The organism is Lysinibacillus sp. F12, assembly GCF_057773605.1.
This window is the reverse complement of sequence record NZ_JBYMLP010000005.1, coordinates 174,835-192,070: the sequence shown is the minus strand read 5'-3', so window position 1 is coordinate 192,070 and position 17,236 is coordinate 174,835. Positions and strand designations below refer to the sequence as shown.

Below are 17,236 nucleotides of genomic sequence, written 5' to 3'. Positions count from 1 at the left end.
AATGTACTTAATGCAATGTTAAGTTTATTTCCGGATGTGCCTTTTGTATTTTATTTAATTTATTGTCTTGGATTCCTTTTAAATTTTTATCGAAAAAGCCAAGTGATAATTCATTAATCAATTTATAAATTGCATTTACGTCTGCCCCAGATTCATTAATAATCGGCGAAACGGCTGCTAAATCTGTAAAACTTCCGTGATTTGTTTTTGGAATAATAGCTGTGTAGACACCAGGCTTTTCAATTGTTTTATTTCGTAGATAAGCTTCTGCAAACAATTCATCACGATTACCAGGCTGCTGGTTATACGCATCTTTCATAAAGTTAATGGATGCCTCAGCATTCATCAGCATAAAAGGCTTTTTAGGACCATTTTTTGGCATTGGATCGCCATATAACCCACCATCCATATCAATGGCTGCTTTAATACGATTATCCTTTACTAGCATTTGAGCTGAAGTAGCACCGCCAAAAGAATGACCTAGCATACCAATGCTATCGTAGTCAATTAGTGAGGCTATTGCACGAAAGTTCTTATCAAAATCGCCTTTAATGACTTCATCTAAAACAAATGATGCATCCTGCTCCCAAAGATGGATTCGATTATTCAAGAATGTAATGGTGTTTTCAATTGGTGTAAAATCAACCCGATCACCATCGGGGAATATTGTTGTTGCCGCATCACCTGTAAAGTTAAGAGCAACGACAATATAGCCATGACTCACTAATTCTTCTAGTTGGAAGGTATTTTGGCGACTATATAAACTCATACCATGTGCAAATAATAAAAGTGGAAATTTTTCTTTAGACTTTATAGCTGTCGCATCTTGATAAGAATGGGTTTTCGTCAGTCCTAAATGCGTTGTCGCGATATTGGGAAAACCCTGTGTCGTTGCTAACTGTTGTGTTAACGCATCTATATCTTTAAAGTAGGGTGACGGTTGTCCTGTCTCTTTTTCAGCAGGATAATAAACTTGAATCATCAGTTCGCGATTTACCTGATGATTAGGTACGACAAATTCTTTGCGATTCTTATCGGTCAGGTGAAATGTCTGTGTTCCTACTGTGTATTTTCCTGTTGGCTCAGGAAAAGAAATGATTGGAAATAACGTTGGTAATGTGAACATTGTAATAGTGGCCACAACAATACCTGAAGTTTTAATTATTTTCATCCTTAATTTTTTTGAAACAATTGTACTTTTTGGCTTCACAAAAACTTGTAATGTTAATAACATCAAAACAAAATAAGCAGGGATCATGCGCCAGTTAGCACCAATTGTCATAATTGTTCCAATTAACAAAACATAATTGGTAGCTATCATAATAAGATTTATTGTAGTTACTCCACGTTGTCTAAAAGTTAGTGAGATACTCGATAGTATTAAAATAAGTGTAAATAGTACTTCTAAGGTTTTCATCATTTATCTCCTTTTTCATACATACAAATGTATGAAATTAATTAAAAATATTTTTAAGTATATATACATACGAATGTATGTATAAGATTAAAATAATAAACTACATATAGTAGTTTATTATTCCTGCACTTTATCAAATAATGCTAAAAAAACATCTTTCAATTCATCATTCATAAGTGGTATGCCAATTCCTTTGAACATCAAACTTATATGTTCAATTTTATGAATAAATTCAGCTCGGCTTACACGAAATATTTCAGGATTCATCCAAATGTCGAAAAGCATTGTAAAAGTTTCAGCTGCTTGCTTCGGGAAAGCAACTTGCAGTGAGCCGTCTTGATTGCCCTCATCAATAATTTTTTGAATTCCTGGTGCAACAACCTGAATTCCTTCTGTGATGCGGCTATAAACAAACTCGGCAGAATTCATTTTCAAATGAATCGAGGATAAGTTTTCTTCCTTTCCGCTTTGAGAAATTGAGAAAGAAATGCCTTGTCTTAAACGCTCTAAAGCATTTAAGTTTTCCAAATCTGAGATGTCATTAAAATAATTATTTGCTGTTAGAATTTCCTTTGTGATGGCATCAATAACATCAGCACGCGTTTTAAAATGATGATAAAATGCTCCTCTAGTAATATCCCCTACATCATCGACAATTTCTTGAATCGTTACATTATCCCAACCGTTTAAAGTAAATAATTTAACAGCTGATTCAATGATTCTTTTTCTCGTAACTTCTGGATATTTATTTCTGGCCATAAAATATCTCCTTATAGATACATTCGAATGTATTTATAATAATAGGCGCATCCTTCCAAATTGTCAACATGATACGATTTATGAGAATTGCTGAAGAAAACTAGAAAGAACTAGTAAAGGTAAGTAATTTAGCATATATTTTGAATTTAAATAGAAGTAAAATCCGAGTGTTTTTAGGCAAAGTAAAACCAAACTCTAATACATAAATGACTTTCTGACGATACATTAGTAGAGAAAAAAGTAGAGCATTATCCGAAATATTTTTCTAAGCATGGAGGAATAGATATGCAAATATGGGTTGATCGATGGACGCAATTATTAAAACAGCTTGAACAGCAGGGTGCTTGGATTCATCCACTGGAGATAAAGCCTATGGCTACTGTGCATGAACTATCAATGGTAGAGATGCGGCTCGGCGTCCCGATTCCTTCTGAGTTCCGTGATGTATTACTTCATTGTTCTCGACAAGTGGGGGTGTATTGGTCTTTACCTGACGAGGCACTACTTCCTATTGAGCTGGAAGACACACCTTTAGGTGATTTTGGCTGGAGCTTGGAAGAACTCGAATTCCCTGATTTTGGTGGAGACAGTGATAATGCAAAAGAACAACTATACCTACAATTTCATACGGCTGGCAATGGTGATGCGCTTCTTATTAAGATTGAGGATGGTTCCGTTTGGTATTGGAGTCATGAGGGGGGTGAGTATGACCTTCTTGCCTTGAATTTTAAAGATTATGTAGAGAGAGCTACAACTTTAGGATGCATAGGGGCAGATTGTGGACAGTATCTACAGTTTTGTAGTGAAGGTGGACTAGATTTAAGTCTGACCACTTCTCAAATCTGGCTGAAGTGGTTTGAACAATTTTTAACTTCAACGTGGGAGAACGTTATGTATCAACTGGATACTTTACTCCTATATGTGTCGATGCATGGTATGAAGGATACTAGGGTTCGTGAAGCATTTACACGGTTAAATACTGGGGAAGCGTTTGCCGCACTTCAAAATCAAATTGAACAATCACGGCGTTTATCAGATAAAGAAGTATGGTGCAAAGTGCTAGTAGAGGTTTGTGCAACAGAGGCAAGTCAATGGGTGATGACACTTTGGGAAGACCAAAATGATTTGCCTACTAGTATTAGAGATTATTTAACCGCCTACTGTCTACCAGAAGAAGTGGGGTTATCACTTGTTCTTCAAGATATTGAAAAAAGGAGAATTGAATCTTATACAGCTTTACATCGACTACGTCATTTTCATAACCCAAGAACAATAGCATGGATGAAACGTTATGTTTCTTTTCCGATAGAGGGGTGGGATACGCTTTTAGTAGAATCACAGCCGAGTGCAGAAACTTTATTTGAGTGGTTGAATGGTAGGGAAGTAGAGCGTCAAATAGCAATACGAGCCGTATGCCAAATGTTGCAGCAGGGAATTAAACCGACAACTCCAGTGGATATGGAGAAATGGCTGTCATTGCTTATGTTTTGGAAGGACAATGAAGTACTACGAAAACATAAACAATTTTTTAGCCAAGCTCTAGAGGGCATTGAACTTTGGTGAAATCTAATAATTGTAAGGGGGAGAAATAATTGAACAATTTCACTATATTCGCTTCTATGAATAATACAAAAGAAATCGAATGTAAGATTTTCGATGTTTTTAGTAAAGGTTTTGCTATTGAAAAAAATGAAGATAACTATCTTATAAAATCCAAAGCATTTTTTAACAAATATAAATTGATGGTTAGGGTGATGTCTGAAGATACAAACTCAGAATACTTTGTCAATAATATCCCTGGAATGATGAGCTATTACAACAGTATTCCATTTGAAGATAACCATTTAAAAGAATTAGTTTTAACGCAAATTTCTGTGTTAAATACAGTAATTGCGATCGAATGTGAAAAAGAAATAAAGGATGAACAAATGCAGTTATGTTTGAGCCTGCTATTAACCATTGGAGGAATTGGATTTTTACCAAATGGTACCTTGTTAGACAAAGAAGGTGCAGTCATTGTTTATCCTGATGGGCAATCAGGGCCATCTAACTTTAGGCCTTATACTTGTACACTGAAGGTGAGGGGACAAGAGGTGACATCGGAAGAAGGTCATCAAAGAAAGAATAAAACGATAGCGTATTTAAAAGAAAACGGTATTCCATACACAGATTCACTCCCGCAACTTCCGCCAATTGGAGCTTGTCAGCTTAAAGCCAAAGAGGATATTGCTAGAAGAGCTGTAGCTTTACTAATTGTTATTCAATTTGCTTGTGATGTGGCACAAGGAGAAAATGTTGAAGAATCAAGAGATTTCTTCATCAATATGTTGCATAAATATGAAGTGGAGGCAAATCTAACGGACAATGAAAGGGCCTTTTTATATGATCAACAACCAAATGCACAAGACGCCATTAATATTTCATGGCAATATGAAGCTTATTGGATACTGATTTGGGTACTGGGATTTGTTAAAGAGCTTGATTTCCCTGATGAAGTATGTGATTGTGAGTACGCTATTCAAGTTATTTCTAACTGCGAAACGTTTGAGCAATTTTATCTTCAAATTATGATGCGTAGTCAGAAAGAAATAATGGATGAAGCCGACAAGATATTCAGATTACACTGGGCGTGCGTAAATAGTCGTATACAAGAAAGACCGGCTCCTGTTGGAATGAATGAAAGTATTGTTATGGAAAGACGTAGAGCCTTATTCTGGTTGATCGGTCATCAAAATGAAGAGTGGGAAACGATATCAATGGATACTTAGAAAGTAATAGCAAACTAGGATACTAGTTTGCTATATTATAAAGGTTATTTTACATATGTGGGTTTATTCACCTTATCAATTAAAAGAATACCATCGTATTGATCTCGTGGAACAAGACTTTCTTGGATAACTCCCCAGCTATAGGATAAGCGAGGTTCAAACATCCATGAGTTACCACGTTCATTTTGACGATTACGTAAATCAATGAATGTGTAAGGTTCGTTGACTGACGATACAATATCTTCTATGGATCCTTTTATAGGTGGTAAAACGGCCATCGTCTCGCCTATATTATTGGCAGTCTCTCCGCTTGTCATATATAGACCTAATACATAGCTGTATTTTTTGTAGATATCCGGTAAACGTTCACCCATTAATTTAACTGGATATGGGGAGCCCATTACATCTGATTGTGCCTTACGAATATGGTCATTATGCGCCCAAACGATAAACTTTTCGGTTGGATAAACTTCCTCAGCTAGCCAAAGTAAGTTCTCCATCATTGCCTGATCACGCCACTCCATTGTTTTTAAAAATGAATCATAATTATTTTGCTCCATCTCGATGTTGGACTGAATTGTTAGCTCTACATATTCGTCTGCCAAACGGATACGGTCTGCTAAAGTGCGCTCCATCAATTTTACTATTTGAAGTTCATTCGGATAAACCTTTTGAAGCTCTTTTTCTTTCTGTTGAACTTGAGATTTTACTTGTTTATACACGTTGATAATAGCTGTTTTTTCTTTCTGGTAGCCTTTTAGATCTTTGCTAGAGCTCCACTCCGCGAGTTGCTTCTCCGCATCCCTAAACTGCTTAGCCAATTGTGGGGTTTGCAACCAATCCCCATTTGTAAATGCCCCTTGCTGTTGAATATCAAAGCCTGCTAGAACAAGAGGCTTCTCTGTAGCTTGAGTTGTTTTTGCATATTCAAAAAGAGGTAAAGTTTCTTTTGTCCACCATACTCCAAAAATAGCATCCTTCATTGTTTGTTGAGCAGCTTGTTTGTCAATTTTTCCTTGGGCATTCATGACATCGCCAAGACCACTTTCAAAGGCTAAAACATTGTAACCCATTTCTTGATGTAAAAATTGTATTAAACGTGTTTTAACGAGATTAAACTGTGCCACTCCATGAGAGCTTTCTCCTAAAAAAACAATGCGTTTATCGTGTAATATCGGCTTGAGCATCTCTAAATCCTCGAATTTATTAGAAGGGATTTTTTGCGAACTAGCTGGCTCTGGCTCAATGGAAGTCAAGCTGTAAGCATGATCATTCATCCATTTTTTCCAATCCTCTAATGTTTCAGTAGTAGTTCTAGCCTGTTGAACCACTCCGTATTTTTCCTGCTCCTTTAACGCAGGGGTAGCCGCTGAAGCACTTGCTATACCACTAAATACGATTAAGCCTGTCAGTGCTGTGTTTAATAAAGCTTTCCATTTTCTATAACTTTTCATTAAGAATCAGCCCTTTTCTTTATGTTAATCTCCTAAGTATAAGGGGCTAAGTTTAAAGCATAGGAGAAGTTTGTTTAAATTTTGTTTAAATTTGGACTGATTATAAAAAAGAAAGCATCTCCATTTGTAAGGCAAGAAATACAAATGGGGATGCTCAATAGCTATTTATAATGATACGTACTAGCTCTAACATGGTTACGTTGAATTTGGTTAAACCATGCCCGATCCTTTTCCTCTTGATTTAGGGTGCCAATAATAGAGGAGGAGCAGCTCACGCAAATTTTCGCTTGAGTAATTTGTCCACATCTTTCACAAGGTGCTCCTAAATTTGGGAAAATGGAATTTTTTAATTTTCCGGCTTTGACCCATTTGTACAGTAGCTCAGATGATACACCTGTCAAAGTCACGACCTCTTCGTTTGTTAAATAACGATTATTTTTTCTTAATAAAAAGTGATGTAGCTCTGAAAAGATATCCTCTTCTCTCACATCTATCTTTTTTTGAAATAGCAACATAACTAGTCATCTCCTCGATACATCAATGAATGCTTTCATTAACTGTTATAGGTTGTTCATCATATTTATAATTTTCCCAACGATTACGTGCTAGCTTTCGATATTTTGGCGAGACGTTCCTATCAGCAATTAACCTTGAAAATCCTTTTTTAGCTTCTGTCATATCACCAAGTCGGAGGCTTAGCTCGGCATGTAAAAATTGAATTCGCTCTCCACCTTCCTGATTAGAAGCAAATGATTTACTGTAAAAATCTCTAGCGGCAAAAAGGTAGCGTTTTTCTGATTCTTCATCGTTTTTTATACGATATAACCAGGCAATTTTTAAGGCGAAATTAGCCATCAAAAGCGATTCTTCCATTGATGCGCGAGATACTAAGTAAGCAAGCTTAAAGCTTATAATGGCATCATCGATTGTACGCTCTTGACAGATACTCATAGGTTTCTGTAGCTCTTTAATGTATAGTTCATCTATAAGCTGCATGAAAGGTCCGTATGTACGTGTCATGGATTTATGGAAGGCAAAGCCACAATGTGGGCACACGGCAACTTCATACAGCAAAGGGTTAAGACCATCATAGACGGGCATGAAATCTGTTTGTTCCTCGATAATTTTATATCGATTTGGGCGTACTTTATACGTTGTAAAATGCTTTTTGCAAAATTTACAATCTACGCTACTTTCATAGTAGTAGATGTTAAATGCCATAAGAATCAACTCCTTTGCATGCTCAATAATATTATTTCTTTTGTTCTATTTATACATAATCAATAATCGTTCAATGTATTTAATTCATTATCTTCCATTTTAACAATTCTGTGTTCTTTGGTATACTCCTTTGGAATTATAAAATTAAAAATAATACTCGTTTTTTTAGTTAAATATCATTAGAAATGTGCTTGTAATAGTATTTATCGGTGTAGTTAAAGTAAGTTATATAGTTACCGAAAAGTTTGTCGAATTATGTACAATTTATTTAATGGACGGTTCGAATTGTATAGTTCAAAAGTTTACTATGAGAGGGTGGAGCAGATGACGTATAAAATAGTATTTTTTGATGTGGATGGTACACTAATCAATTATGAGAATGGTGCTGTGGAGGAAAGTACGAGGCAGGCTATTCGACTATTACAGGAAAAGGGAATCTATCTTGTGGCTGCGACAGGAAGACCGTTGTCCATGTGTGAAGAGCTGAAAAATTTAGGGATTGAAACCTTTATTACGGCGAATGGGGCATATGTGAAACACAAGGATGTTGTGATACATAAAATTCCGATTGAGAAGGGCATTGTTCAAAATGTTCAAGCTTTTGCACAGCAACATCAGCATTCCTTAACATTTTTTACAGAACAACTTACGATGAATGATATACAAAATCCATTAGCCTTAAGCGCGATGCAAGAGACATTGTCTTTATGTGATTTTCCAGTTAGAAAAGAAAGCATTATGGATGAAGAGGTTTTTCTTATGTGCCTTTATGCTGATGAACAGGCTGAAAAAAGATTAGCTCGTCAATTTTCGAATATATTACGGCAACGATGGCATCCTTATATTGTGAATGTTTTACAGCAAGATGTGTCCAAGTCGATAGCCGTAAAGGCTGTACTGGATTATTTTGAGATTAATGCTAAGGATGCCATAGCTTTTGGAGATGGAGAGAATGATATAGATATGCTAGAGCTGGTTGGCCTTGGGGTAGCTATGGGGAATGGGAGCCAAGCTCTAAAAAATGTTGCAGATTTTGTTACAAAGAAATCCATTGAAGGCGGCATAGATTTTGCTTTACGAAAGCTGCACATTATTTAACGATATGGAAAGGAAGTAAAGTGGAGGCTTGAGAGACTCTTTTGGTATACAGTTATGAGTATATAGAACAATGTATTAGGTGGGATGAAAAATGGCGCAGCATGTGCAATCTCTAATTGAACATTACGGGTATTTTGGCATCATCGTGATCCTAATTGGAGGCATTGTTGGGTTGCCACTTCCCGATGAAGTATTTTTAACTTATGTAGGCTATAGTGTTTATCGAGAAAGCCTTGGACATATCCCAGCTTTAGTAAGTGCTCTGATTGGCGCAATGGGGGGGATTACTTTAAGCTACTATATCGGCCGTCGATTTGGCTTACCGCTCTTGCAGAAATATGGGCCAAAGATTCATATAACTGAGCAAAAAATTGAATTTACTAAAAAAATGTTTATGAAAGTGGGGCCTTTTTTATTAATTGCTGGCTATTTTATTCCTGGTGTACGCCATCTAACAGCCTATATCGCCGCTATCAATAATTATCCATATAGGAAATTCGCTTTCTTTGCTTATACAGGGGCATTTATATGGACTTTTACATTTATAACCTTAGGAAAAGTGCTAGGAGAGAAATGGCGATTCGTCGGTTACTATTTATCTCATTACAGTATGTACGTCATCTTGCTGTTTGTCCTAGTCATGTTAATTATTTATTATTTATTTAAAAAAAGAAACGTACAAAAGTAAAAGTCAGTAGGATTCCTACCGACTTTTTGTTATGGCAATATGGCAAATGAACGTACAGGGAATCCAGATGCTTTTTCAGGCTTGGGTACTATATTAAAAATAATAGCACCTTTAGGAGGTAGCTTGTCTAAATTAGTCATGAGCTCAATTTGATAAGTGTCTTGATTGAGGACAAAATATTCACCAACCAATTGGCCACTTTGACGAAAATCAGTGGCAGAATCAGTATCAAAAGTTTCATGACCTATTGCACTTACTTTACGTTCCTTGAATAGAAATTGTAAGGCCTCCAAGCCCCAACCTGGAAGATGATTATCTCCATTGACATCTTTATTACTAAATGCCTCTTTATCTGGCCAACGCTTACTCCAATCTGTTCGCAGTGCCACAAATGTACCTTCTTCAATCTGTCCATAGTGTGTCTCGAATTCTAGAATATCTTGTACACTGAGTGTAAAGTCATGATTACTAGCAGCCTCCTGTGATTTATCAATGACGATAAGCGGAAGAACAAGCTCCTTTAGTGCTAATTCATCTAGAAATCGAGTATCTCTTACAAAGTGAATGGGTGGGTCAATATGTGTTCCATATTGTCCAGGAAAAGAAAACTGCTGTGCAAAAAATCCATCATCATGCGAGAATAATGTTTCAAATTTAGCATCTTCAAACATGAAAAAATGAGGTGAGTCTGGGCCGAAGGTATGTGTCAAATCGACCCACTGTTTTGATTTTAGTAAGTGCAATGCTTGTAAAAGTTCGTTAGACATTAAATTCCCTGCTTTCTAAAAGTAGTAGTCAATAAAAAAGAGTCCTCAATCGAAGAGGACTCCCGGAATCAAACATAGGTAGTGCGTCTTCTCATCTTTCAGGCTTAAATTTTGCCAATAGGAATTAGCACCATACTGCTTGAGCTGGTTGCTGAGACTTCATCGGGCCGATCCCTCCGTCTCTCTAGATAAGAAATAGGATATAAGAATTTTCAGAAATAATAGTATAAATACTTTAACATATATTTTTATAGTTTACAACTTTGATAGGATTACAGGGTTAAAATTAATTTACTTACCAATTCAAAATTAACGTTACTCGACAGCAGGCACTATCCATAAGCTGTATTCTAAAATTATCTGGTGTATAGTTGGTTTCAAATTTTGTAGTAATGCCTGTGGATGTAATTAATTTTTCGACCTCTGTTTTATTTGAAAGCTGTGCAGCATTCTTTAAGTCATGTGCAAATTGTTGAGAACTATCAATTTTATCTGTAAGTAATTGTGCCTGCTGCATAATCGTCTTTATCCGCGTAGCTGAAGATATTAATTTTTGTGTATCAACAGGGGGAAAGGGACTATTACTAGTCGGCATTGCTAAATGTTGTGAAAAGGTTCTAGCTGCAAGTTGATGGTCTGTCGATGGTATCGGGTAATGGTAGGGGTGAATAAAATAAGGATAAGGATTATAATACAAATCAATTCCTCCTAGCCAGAAGCTGATATCTTATCTTATGTATCATGATCTTTTTAGGTGTTTGAATAACGCCATTCCTGTACTGAAGTGTTAATATACTATGCTGAATGGTATGCCACACAAACTAAAAAAGGAAGCGATGGAGCGCTTCCCTTTTGTTCTTTAGCCAAGAACGTTTAATACATCATCTATTTTTTTGCTATGTGACAGGATTCCATAATTCATCCACGTTAAAAAATCCACCTCATAGACACAGTTTCTTTTAACAGCCCTTAGGTTTTTCCACATAGAGGATGTTAAAATAGTACGCTCTTCATTCTCATAAATGGAGTGTTGCTTGTCGAAGGTGATAAACAAATGATCAGCGTCTAGTTGTTGCAGCTGATTTGAAGTCAGATGAGCTTTACGCTGATTAAGCGGTATTTTCCACACCAATGGATCAGGCGTTAAGCCTAAGTCACGGTATAGAATTGGCCCTGTATAACCGCAATCAGGGCCAGCATACAGTGTAATGCCAATGGCTGAAATGCGAAGAAATGCCACACTTTGTCCGTAAACGGATCTACCTAGAATTTTTCGAGCCCTCTGTACCTTGTCCTCATATTCCGTAATAATATCTTGCATCATAGCGGTTTTCCCTGTTAAATCTGCAATTTTAAATAGAGTCGATTGCCAGTCCTCTCCAGGGTTGTTTAGGTGACAGATTGGGGCCAACTTATTTAAATGAAGACAGGTTTCCCAACGCTCTATACCAGCATCTAACATAATTAATGTTGGTTTATAGTGAAAGAGGTGTTCCATTTTTCCATACTGTACATCGATATCAGGCACATCCTGTAGACCTAAATAGTCTTGTTTTCCCCACTTGGAATGACTGAATTGCGCAATGGGCGTAATACCTAAAGCTACAAAGAAGTCCTCTAAGAATGGTGCGAATACGCGTACATTATTGCTCTGACTTCGTCGGAATTGCCCTGGGGAAATACCTACATGCTCTTTAAAACGACGATTGAAATAGTATTCATTATTAAAGCCAATAGACTGACTTATTTCAAATAAACGATCATTCGTTGTCATTAATAACTGTTTGGCTTTTTCAATACGTATACTATTTAAATAATACAGAGGTATTTGTCCCGTAATATCTTTAAAAATGCGTGAGTAACTCCATTTTGGTACACCTGCCAGTTCTGCTAGCTGTTCGACAGTCCAATCCTTTCCAAAGTGGTTGTGCAAATATTGGATAGATTGCTCTACAGATTGACGATCACTTTGTTGTAGAGGCTTCGTTCGGTTTTGCTCAAAAATAAATAATATCAATTCTTGGAAACGAACATGCTGCTCAAAAACAGTGTGCTCATCTTTTGTTTGACGACACCGATAAATAGCTTCTAATAGTCTATTGCATTGAGAGAAGGGAAGAAGACGTAGTTCTCTAACACTTGTAAAGAGACTAGTAGGAGAATGAGCTTCACTAAGATAGATCGTATTAAATGTCAATTGGTAAAAGCAGAGTGTCTCATCGGCAATGTGAATTTCGACAGGGCTATTAGGTGGAATAATCACACATTTTCCTTTCATAAGGTGGATAGTTTCATGGTTTGTCTTAAGTGTTCCGTTACCACTAATAAGGATGAAAAGAGAATAGTATGTATTGCTATATGACTGCATACCTGCTGAAAGAATAGTATATGAAATAGTTTGTAAATGATAGATTTGTATTAAATTACCCATTGTCCACGCACTCCTAAGTAAAGTTTAAATTTGGAAAACAACACAAAGAAAGCCCCCTAAAGAGCTTTCTATTGTAAATTATTTCACGAACCATTTCTCAAGATCATCATATTTTAGTAGGTTTGCAGTAATGGCACCAGACTGCCAATAAGTTCGATCAGCAATATAAACTTGTCCATTTTTTACAGCAGGAACTGTTTTCCAAAGCGTACTATCTAACCATTTAATCGCCTCTTGATTTTCTTCAGTTTCCCAAGTGCCATTTGAAGGGAAGAGTATAATATGATCAGCATCTAATTCTGGAATAGCTTCTTCAGACAAGACCTCGTGGAACTCTGTCATATCCCGAGCTAATGGATGTGGATTTAAACCAGCTTCCGTATAAATGTAGCCCGTGTAGCGATTCTTTATACCGAATAATGCCAACGTTTTATCTGCCACATTTAGGCGGACAACGGCAACAGTTTCGTCACCAACGGATTCTTCTAACTTAGCTTTTAAATTCGTAACACGTTCCTCATATTTATCAACGATTTCATTCGCTTTCTCAGGGATATTTAAAACATCAGCTATCGTTTTCACAATTTCACGTGGATCTTGTAGTATGTCTTCTTTTAAGCGATAAGTAGGTGCAATCTTTGAATATTCTTCATACTTTGCCTTATCTGCTGCACCATCTACAATGATTAAATCAGGCTTAGCTTGAAGTAATGTTTCTAGACTACCTGTAACGTCAAACTCAGGTACGTCTAAGCCTAAATAATCTTGTTTACCCCAGGAAGGGTGATACCATTGCACAATAGGCTTGACATCTAAGGCAGTTAAATAATCTTCCATATAGATGGCTGCTACTCGCTGTGGATTTGTTGGAATTGTTACTTCTCCAAACTCATCCTCTACAACTCGCGTATCTTCTTTTGTTGGATTCACACTCTCTGAACTTGTTTGTGTTTCATTTGAACCACAGGCACTTAAAACGAACAGCAGTACAAGAATAAGTACAAATGTAAAATATCGACTGATACGCATGGCTATTCACTCCTATAAATTTACTAAAAACTGATAAATGTTTATCTTAATTTAGAATGATAATCATTCTCGTTTGATTCAAATAAATTATAGGATACCATATAAAAACAAACAATACATATTCTCTACATCTTTTTTATACAAAATGAAGAGTTTAGAGTCCTATTGATTCTTTTTATCAAAAAGTAGCCATAGGAGTGTAACGACCGCTGCCAGCATAACCATAAGGAATCCATATACAGGCGTTTGTGCTAATGATTGATGACGAATAATAAAACCACCAATATAGGAACCTAAAAATATACCAATATTGAAAGCAGAAATATTTAATGCAGAGGCCATTGAAATAGCTGATGGTATATATTTTTCAGACAGTATAACTGCATATAGTTGCAAGCCTGGGACATTCATGAACATAAATAAGCCCATTAGTAGGACCATGAATAACCCAATAATTGGCGATTCAAGAGTAAAGCCAATACCAAGTAAAGCTAATGCAAGTCCTACAAAAATAATAAAGATGGAACGAAGCGGATTTTGATTTGCAAAATGGCCTCCTAGTGTATTACCAATAGCAACGCAAATACCATAGACAACTAATATAATAACTACCGCGTGTGGTGAGTAACCCATATATTGCTCTAATATAGGTGAAACATACGTGTAGACCACAAAGGCACCACCATAGCCAATTGCTGTAATGAAAAGGATTAATAACATTCGAATATTGCCTAATACTTTACCGATATCACGAAGAGAGATTGGGTTACCTTTTGATAATTGGCTTGGTACTAACAAAGCATTACTTATTAAACCAATTATCCCTATAGTAACAATAAATATGAATGACATACGCCAGTCTGTTACTTGTCCAATGAATGTACCTAATGGGACACCCGTCACAGTAGCCAATGTAAGTCCAGTAAACATAAAGGCAATTGCACTTGCGCGTTTATTTGGTTCAACTACATCTGCCGCTATGACAGAAGCGATGGACATAAACACACCGTGTGCTAATGCTGAAATAATACGCCCTATTAATAAAATCGAGAAATTTGGTGCCATAGCTGCAGTTAAGTTCCCAATTATAAAGATTGTCATGACTAGCAATAAAACAGTTTTTCGACTAAGGCGAGATGTTAGGGCTGTTAATAATGGAGCTCCAACAGTAACGCCTAATGCGTATATTGAAACAGTTAAGCCGGCTGTGCTTAAAGATATACCGAAGTCATCTGTCATTAACGGTAAAAGCCCAACACTGATAAATTCAGTGGACCCTATTCCAAAAGCACTGATTGCCAGTGCTAGCAAAGTTAATTTAGCACTTGGCTTTTTTGAATGTGACATACTACTAATATCTCCTTTGATTTTTTTTATCATGTATAGTAATATTCATACATACCTAAAAGATATGTAGAGTACTTTTGGTTACTTTTGAATATTACGGGGGGTTTACAATGCAAAAAATTTATAATATTGGTGTAGAAGCTACACTTGAAGTCATTGGTGGTAAATGGAAACCAGTCATTCTTTGTCATTTAAACCACCATGGTAAAATTCGCACAAATGAGTTTCGACGATTAATTCCAGGAATCTCGCAAAAAATGCTCACTAGTCAATTAAGAGAGTTAGAGCAAGCTGGATTGATCCTTCGAAAGGTCTTCAATCAAGTTCCGCCGAAAGTTGAATATTCCTTAACGCCTTATGGACAAGGAATGGAGCCTATTTTAAACATGCTTTGTACTTGGGGCGAGAAGCATGTTGAAGTATTACAGGATAAAGGCGAAGATGTACTATTAAAACAACGTGACGAAGATATAGCTATGCAGCAAACATCGTAATGAGGGAAAAAGAGACTGTCAAACACGCGGCAGTCTCTTTTCCTTTTTAATGCTTATAGAGCAAAGTCATATTCATCAGGATTAGGTCCAACACGTTGTTCAAGGTTCATCGCATTGATGATAGCCATCTCTGCTTCTGTTAAAGTAAAGTCAAAGATATCGGCGTTTTGTATCATGCGTTCTCTACGCACAGATTTAGGAATAGTAATCACGCCATTTTGTACATCCCAACGCAAAATAACTTGAGAGTTTGATTTTCCGTATTTTGCTGCTATTTTAGAAATTGTTTCATCTTCAAGAAGCCCACCTTGCATTAAAGGTGCCCATGCTTCAAGTTGAATTTGGTGCTCTTTACAGAATGAACGAAGCTCCGCTTGCTGTAAGCGTGGGTGGAATTCCACCTGATTCACAACAGGTTTAATACGAGCAAATGATAATAAGTTTTCCAAGTGTGCCACAGTGAAATTACATACGCCAATGGCTTTGATCTTACCTTGTTTATATAGGTCTTCAAGAGCTTTCCAAGATTCAGCAAACTTATCTTTACCTGGCCAATGAATCAGGTAAAGATCTAAATAATCTAACCCTAACTTTTGTAGGCTCTCTTCATAGGCAGCCTTCGTTTCATCAGAGCTTAATCCATCATTCCACACTTTTGATGTTATAAACAGATCTTCACGATTTAAGCCAGTCGATGCTAGCGCCTGTTTAATGCCATCCCCGACACCTACTTCATTGCCATAAATAGCGGCAGTATCGAGGCTGCGATAGCCAACTTCTATAGCGTTTTTAACCATTTCAGCAGTAGCATCATTTGCTACTTGAAAAACACCTAATCCCATACCAGGCATTTGAAGACCGTTATTTAATGTAATTGTATCTTGTAAATGATTAATCATTGCGATTCCTCCAATTGTTTGGATTGCTTATTGCTTTTTCATTATGCTGCTAACATACCTTCAAAAAAAGTACGCACTTTTTTGTGTCATAGAAACGTAGAGGTAACTTTTGTGAGCTAACAATGGCTAGAGGGATAAAAATATTCATCAGCCTCTTATTCAATATCAGATAAATGAAGTTGTCCAATAAAATAGTAAGCACCTTTATTGGCTATATCTACTAGTCGTTGTGGCAAGATAATTGTCTACAAAATGAACAGACGGAAATCTTGGCTTTATTTAAGTAGTAAAAGGAAATGTTTGTTCGATGGAGAATATATGTAGTAATACTGTAAAAGGGGTTTTGAAGATGAATCGTTTAAATTTAATTACATTAGGTGTTAAAGATATGGTGAAGTCTCTCGCTTTTTACCGAGAAGGTCTAGGTTTTGAGGTTGTAGTTTACGGAGAGGAAACAAATCCTGATGTTATATTCTTTAATAATGGTGGGACAAAAATATCACTATTTCCAATTGAAAGATTGGCAAAAGATATTAATGAAGCTAACCCACCTGAAATTGACCATGGCTTTGGCGGAATCACTCTTGCTTATAATGGTAAATCAAAAGAAGAGGTGGACAGTATTTTTGCATTAGCTAAAAAGGCTGGTGCAAAAATTATTAAAGAGCCTGAAACTGTATTTTGGGGTGGTTATAGTGGCTACTTCCAAGATCCGAATGGCTTCTATTGGGAAATTGCTTACGGCGATATGTGGCAGTTCGATGAGAACGATATGCTGATTATTCAATAATTGATATAGATAATTTAGATAAGAAGAGCGTCTATTTTTTATTTTATAACATAAAACGCAACTTTTTTAATTAA

General features: G+C 36.4%; 17 protein-coding genes and 1 riboswitch. Of the genes, 6 read left to right on the top strand and 11 right to left on the bottom strand.

Going from position 1 to position 17,236, the window contains the following annotated elements; translation table 11 throughout:
* Window positions 1-7: 7 nt before the first annotated feature.
* Window positions 8-1,417: an alpha/beta hydrolase family protein gene (locus AC3CH7_RS20215; protein WP_447402612.1), complete on the bottom strand. Its 1,410-nt coding sequence runs from the start codon at window positions 1,415-1,417 to the stop codon at window positions 8-10.
* Between the two features lie 117 nt (window positions 1,418-1,534).
* Window positions 1,535-2,176, bottom strand: coding sequence for a TetR/AcrR family transcriptional regulator (locus AC3CH7_RS20210; protein WP_447402611.1), 642 nt, complete (start codon window positions 2,174-2,176; stop codon window positions 1,535-1,537).
* Window positions 2,177-2,461: 285 nt separating this feature from the next.
* Between AC3CH7_RS20210 and AC3CH7_RS20205 the strand changes: the two genes are divergently transcribed.
* Window positions 2,462-3,739, top strand: coding sequence for an SMI1/KNR4 family protein (locus AC3CH7_RS20205; protein WP_447402610.1), 1,278 nt, complete (start codon window positions 2,462-2,464; stop codon window positions 3,737-3,739).
* Window positions 3,740-3,768: 29 nt separating this feature from the next.
* Window positions 3,769-4,944 (top strand): DUF4272 domain-containing protein, encoded by a 1,176-nt coding sequence (locus tag AC3CH7_RS20200; protein WP_488381847.1) that lies wholly within the window; start codon window positions 3,769-3,771, stop codon window positions 4,942-4,944.
* Window positions 4,945-4,988: 44 nt separating this feature from the next.
* Here the strand turns inward: AC3CH7_RS20200 and AC3CH7_RS20195 are convergent, their stop codons facing one another.
* The 3 genes from AC3CH7_RS20195 to AC3CH7_RS20185 form a co-directional block, all read right to left on the bottom strand.
* Window positions 4,989-6,398 (bottom strand): erythromycin esterase family protein, encoded by a 1,410-nt coding sequence (locus tag AC3CH7_RS20195; protein ID WP_488381846.1) that lies wholly within the window; start codon window positions 6,396-6,398, stop codon window positions 4,989-4,991.
* A gap of 161 nt (window positions 6,399-6,559) precedes the next feature.
* Window positions 6,560-6,913 (bottom strand): hypothetical protein, encoded by a 354-nt coding sequence (locus AC3CH7_RS20190; protein WP_012295965.1) that lies wholly within the window; start codon window positions 6,911-6,913, stop codon window positions 6,560-6,562.
* Window positions 6,914-6,935: 22 nt separating this feature from the next.
* The gene (locus tag AC3CH7_RS20185; RefSeq protein ID WP_012295964.1) at window positions 6,936-7,619 is read right to left on the bottom strand and encodes a DUF2225 domain-containing protein; all 684 of its coding nucleotides are present in this window, start codon (window positions 7,617-7,619) and stop codon (window positions 6,936-6,938) included.
* Window positions 7,620-7,943: 324 nt separating this feature from the next.
* Between AC3CH7_RS20185 and AC3CH7_RS20180 the strand changes: the two genes are divergently transcribed.
* The gene (locus tag AC3CH7_RS20180; RefSeq protein WP_031416644.1) at window positions 7,944-8,717 is read left to right on the top strand and encodes a Cof-type HAD-IIB family hydrolase; all 774 of its coding nucleotides are present in this window, start codon (window positions 7,944-7,946) and stop codon (window positions 8,715-8,717) included.
* Window positions 8,718-8,808: 91 nt separating this feature from the next.
* Window positions 8,809-9,405 carry a DedA family protein gene (locus AC3CH7_RS20175; RefSeq protein WP_031416642.1) on the top strand — a complete coding sequence of 199 codons (597 nt, stop codon included), beginning with the start codon at window positions 8,809-8,811 and terminating at the stop codon, window positions 9,403-9,405.
* Window positions 9,406-9,434: 29 nt separating this feature from the next.
* Here AC3CH7_RS20175 and AC3CH7_RS20170 read toward each other — a convergent pair whose 3' ends face one another.
* The 5 genes from AC3CH7_RS20170 to AC3CH7_RS20150 form a co-directional block, all read right to left on the bottom strand.
* The gene (locus AC3CH7_RS20170; protein WP_031416641.1) at window positions 9,435-10,172 is read right to left on the bottom strand and encodes a cyclase family protein; all 738 of its coding nucleotides are present in this window, start codon (window positions 10,170-10,172) and stop codon (window positions 9,435-9,437) included.
* An 88-nt stretch (window positions 10,173-10,260) separates the two neighbouring features.
* Window positions 10,261-10,367, bottom strand: a riboswitch (SAM riboswitch).
* 100 nt (window positions 10,368-10,467) lie between these two features.
* Window positions 10,468-10,869, bottom strand: coding sequence for a YuzC family spore coat inner layer protein (locus AC3CH7_RS20165; protein ID WP_031416640.1), 402 nt, complete (start codon window positions 10,867-10,869; stop codon window positions 10,468-10,470).
* Between the two features lie 162 nt (window positions 10,870-11,031).
* Complete coding sequence (locus AC3CH7_RS20160; RefSeq protein ID WP_447402607.1) at window positions 11,032-12,603, bottom strand: AraC family transcriptional regulator; 1,572 nt, start codon at window positions 12,601-12,603, stop codon at window positions 11,032-11,034.
* A 78-nt stretch (window positions 12,604-12,681) separates the two neighbouring features.
* Window positions 12,682-13,632 (bottom strand): ABC transporter substrate-binding protein, encoded by a 951-nt coding sequence (locus AC3CH7_RS20155; RefSeq protein ID WP_447402606.1) that lies wholly within the window; start codon window positions 13,630-13,632, stop codon window positions 12,682-12,684.
* Between the two features lie 162 nt (window positions 13,633-13,794).
* Window positions 13,795-14,979 (bottom strand): MFS transporter, encoded by a 1,185-nt coding sequence (locus AC3CH7_RS20150; RefSeq protein ID WP_447402605.1) that lies wholly within the window; start codon window positions 14,977-14,979, stop codon window positions 13,795-13,797.
* Between the two features lie 110 nt (window positions 14,980-15,089).
* Here AC3CH7_RS20150 and AC3CH7_RS20145 point away from each other — a divergent pair, with 110 nt between their 5' ends.
* Window positions 15,090-15,473, top strand: coding sequence for a winged helix-turn-helix transcriptional regulator (locus AC3CH7_RS20145; RefSeq protein WP_012295955.1), 384 nt, complete (start codon window positions 15,090-15,092; stop codon window positions 15,471-15,473).
* Between the two features lie 53 nt (window positions 15,474-15,526).
* On the opposite strand, the gene AC3CH7_RS20140 is transcribed toward AC3CH7_RS20145, so the two are convergent.
* Window positions 15,527-16,372 (bottom strand): aldo/keto reductase, encoded by an 846-nt coding sequence (locus AC3CH7_RS20140; RefSeq protein WP_036164948.1) that lies wholly within the window; start codon window positions 16,370-16,372, stop codon window positions 15,527-15,529.
* Between the two features lie 349 nt (window positions 16,373-16,721).
* Between AC3CH7_RS20140 and AC3CH7_RS20135 the strand changes: the two genes are divergently transcribed.
* Window positions 16,722-17,162 carry a VOC family protein gene (locus AC3CH7_RS20135; RefSeq protein ID WP_012295953.1) on the top strand — a complete coding sequence of 147 codons (441 nt, stop codon included), beginning with the start codon at window positions 16,722-16,724 and terminating at the stop codon, window positions 17,160-17,162.
* Window positions 17,163-17,236 lie beyond the last annotated feature (74 nt).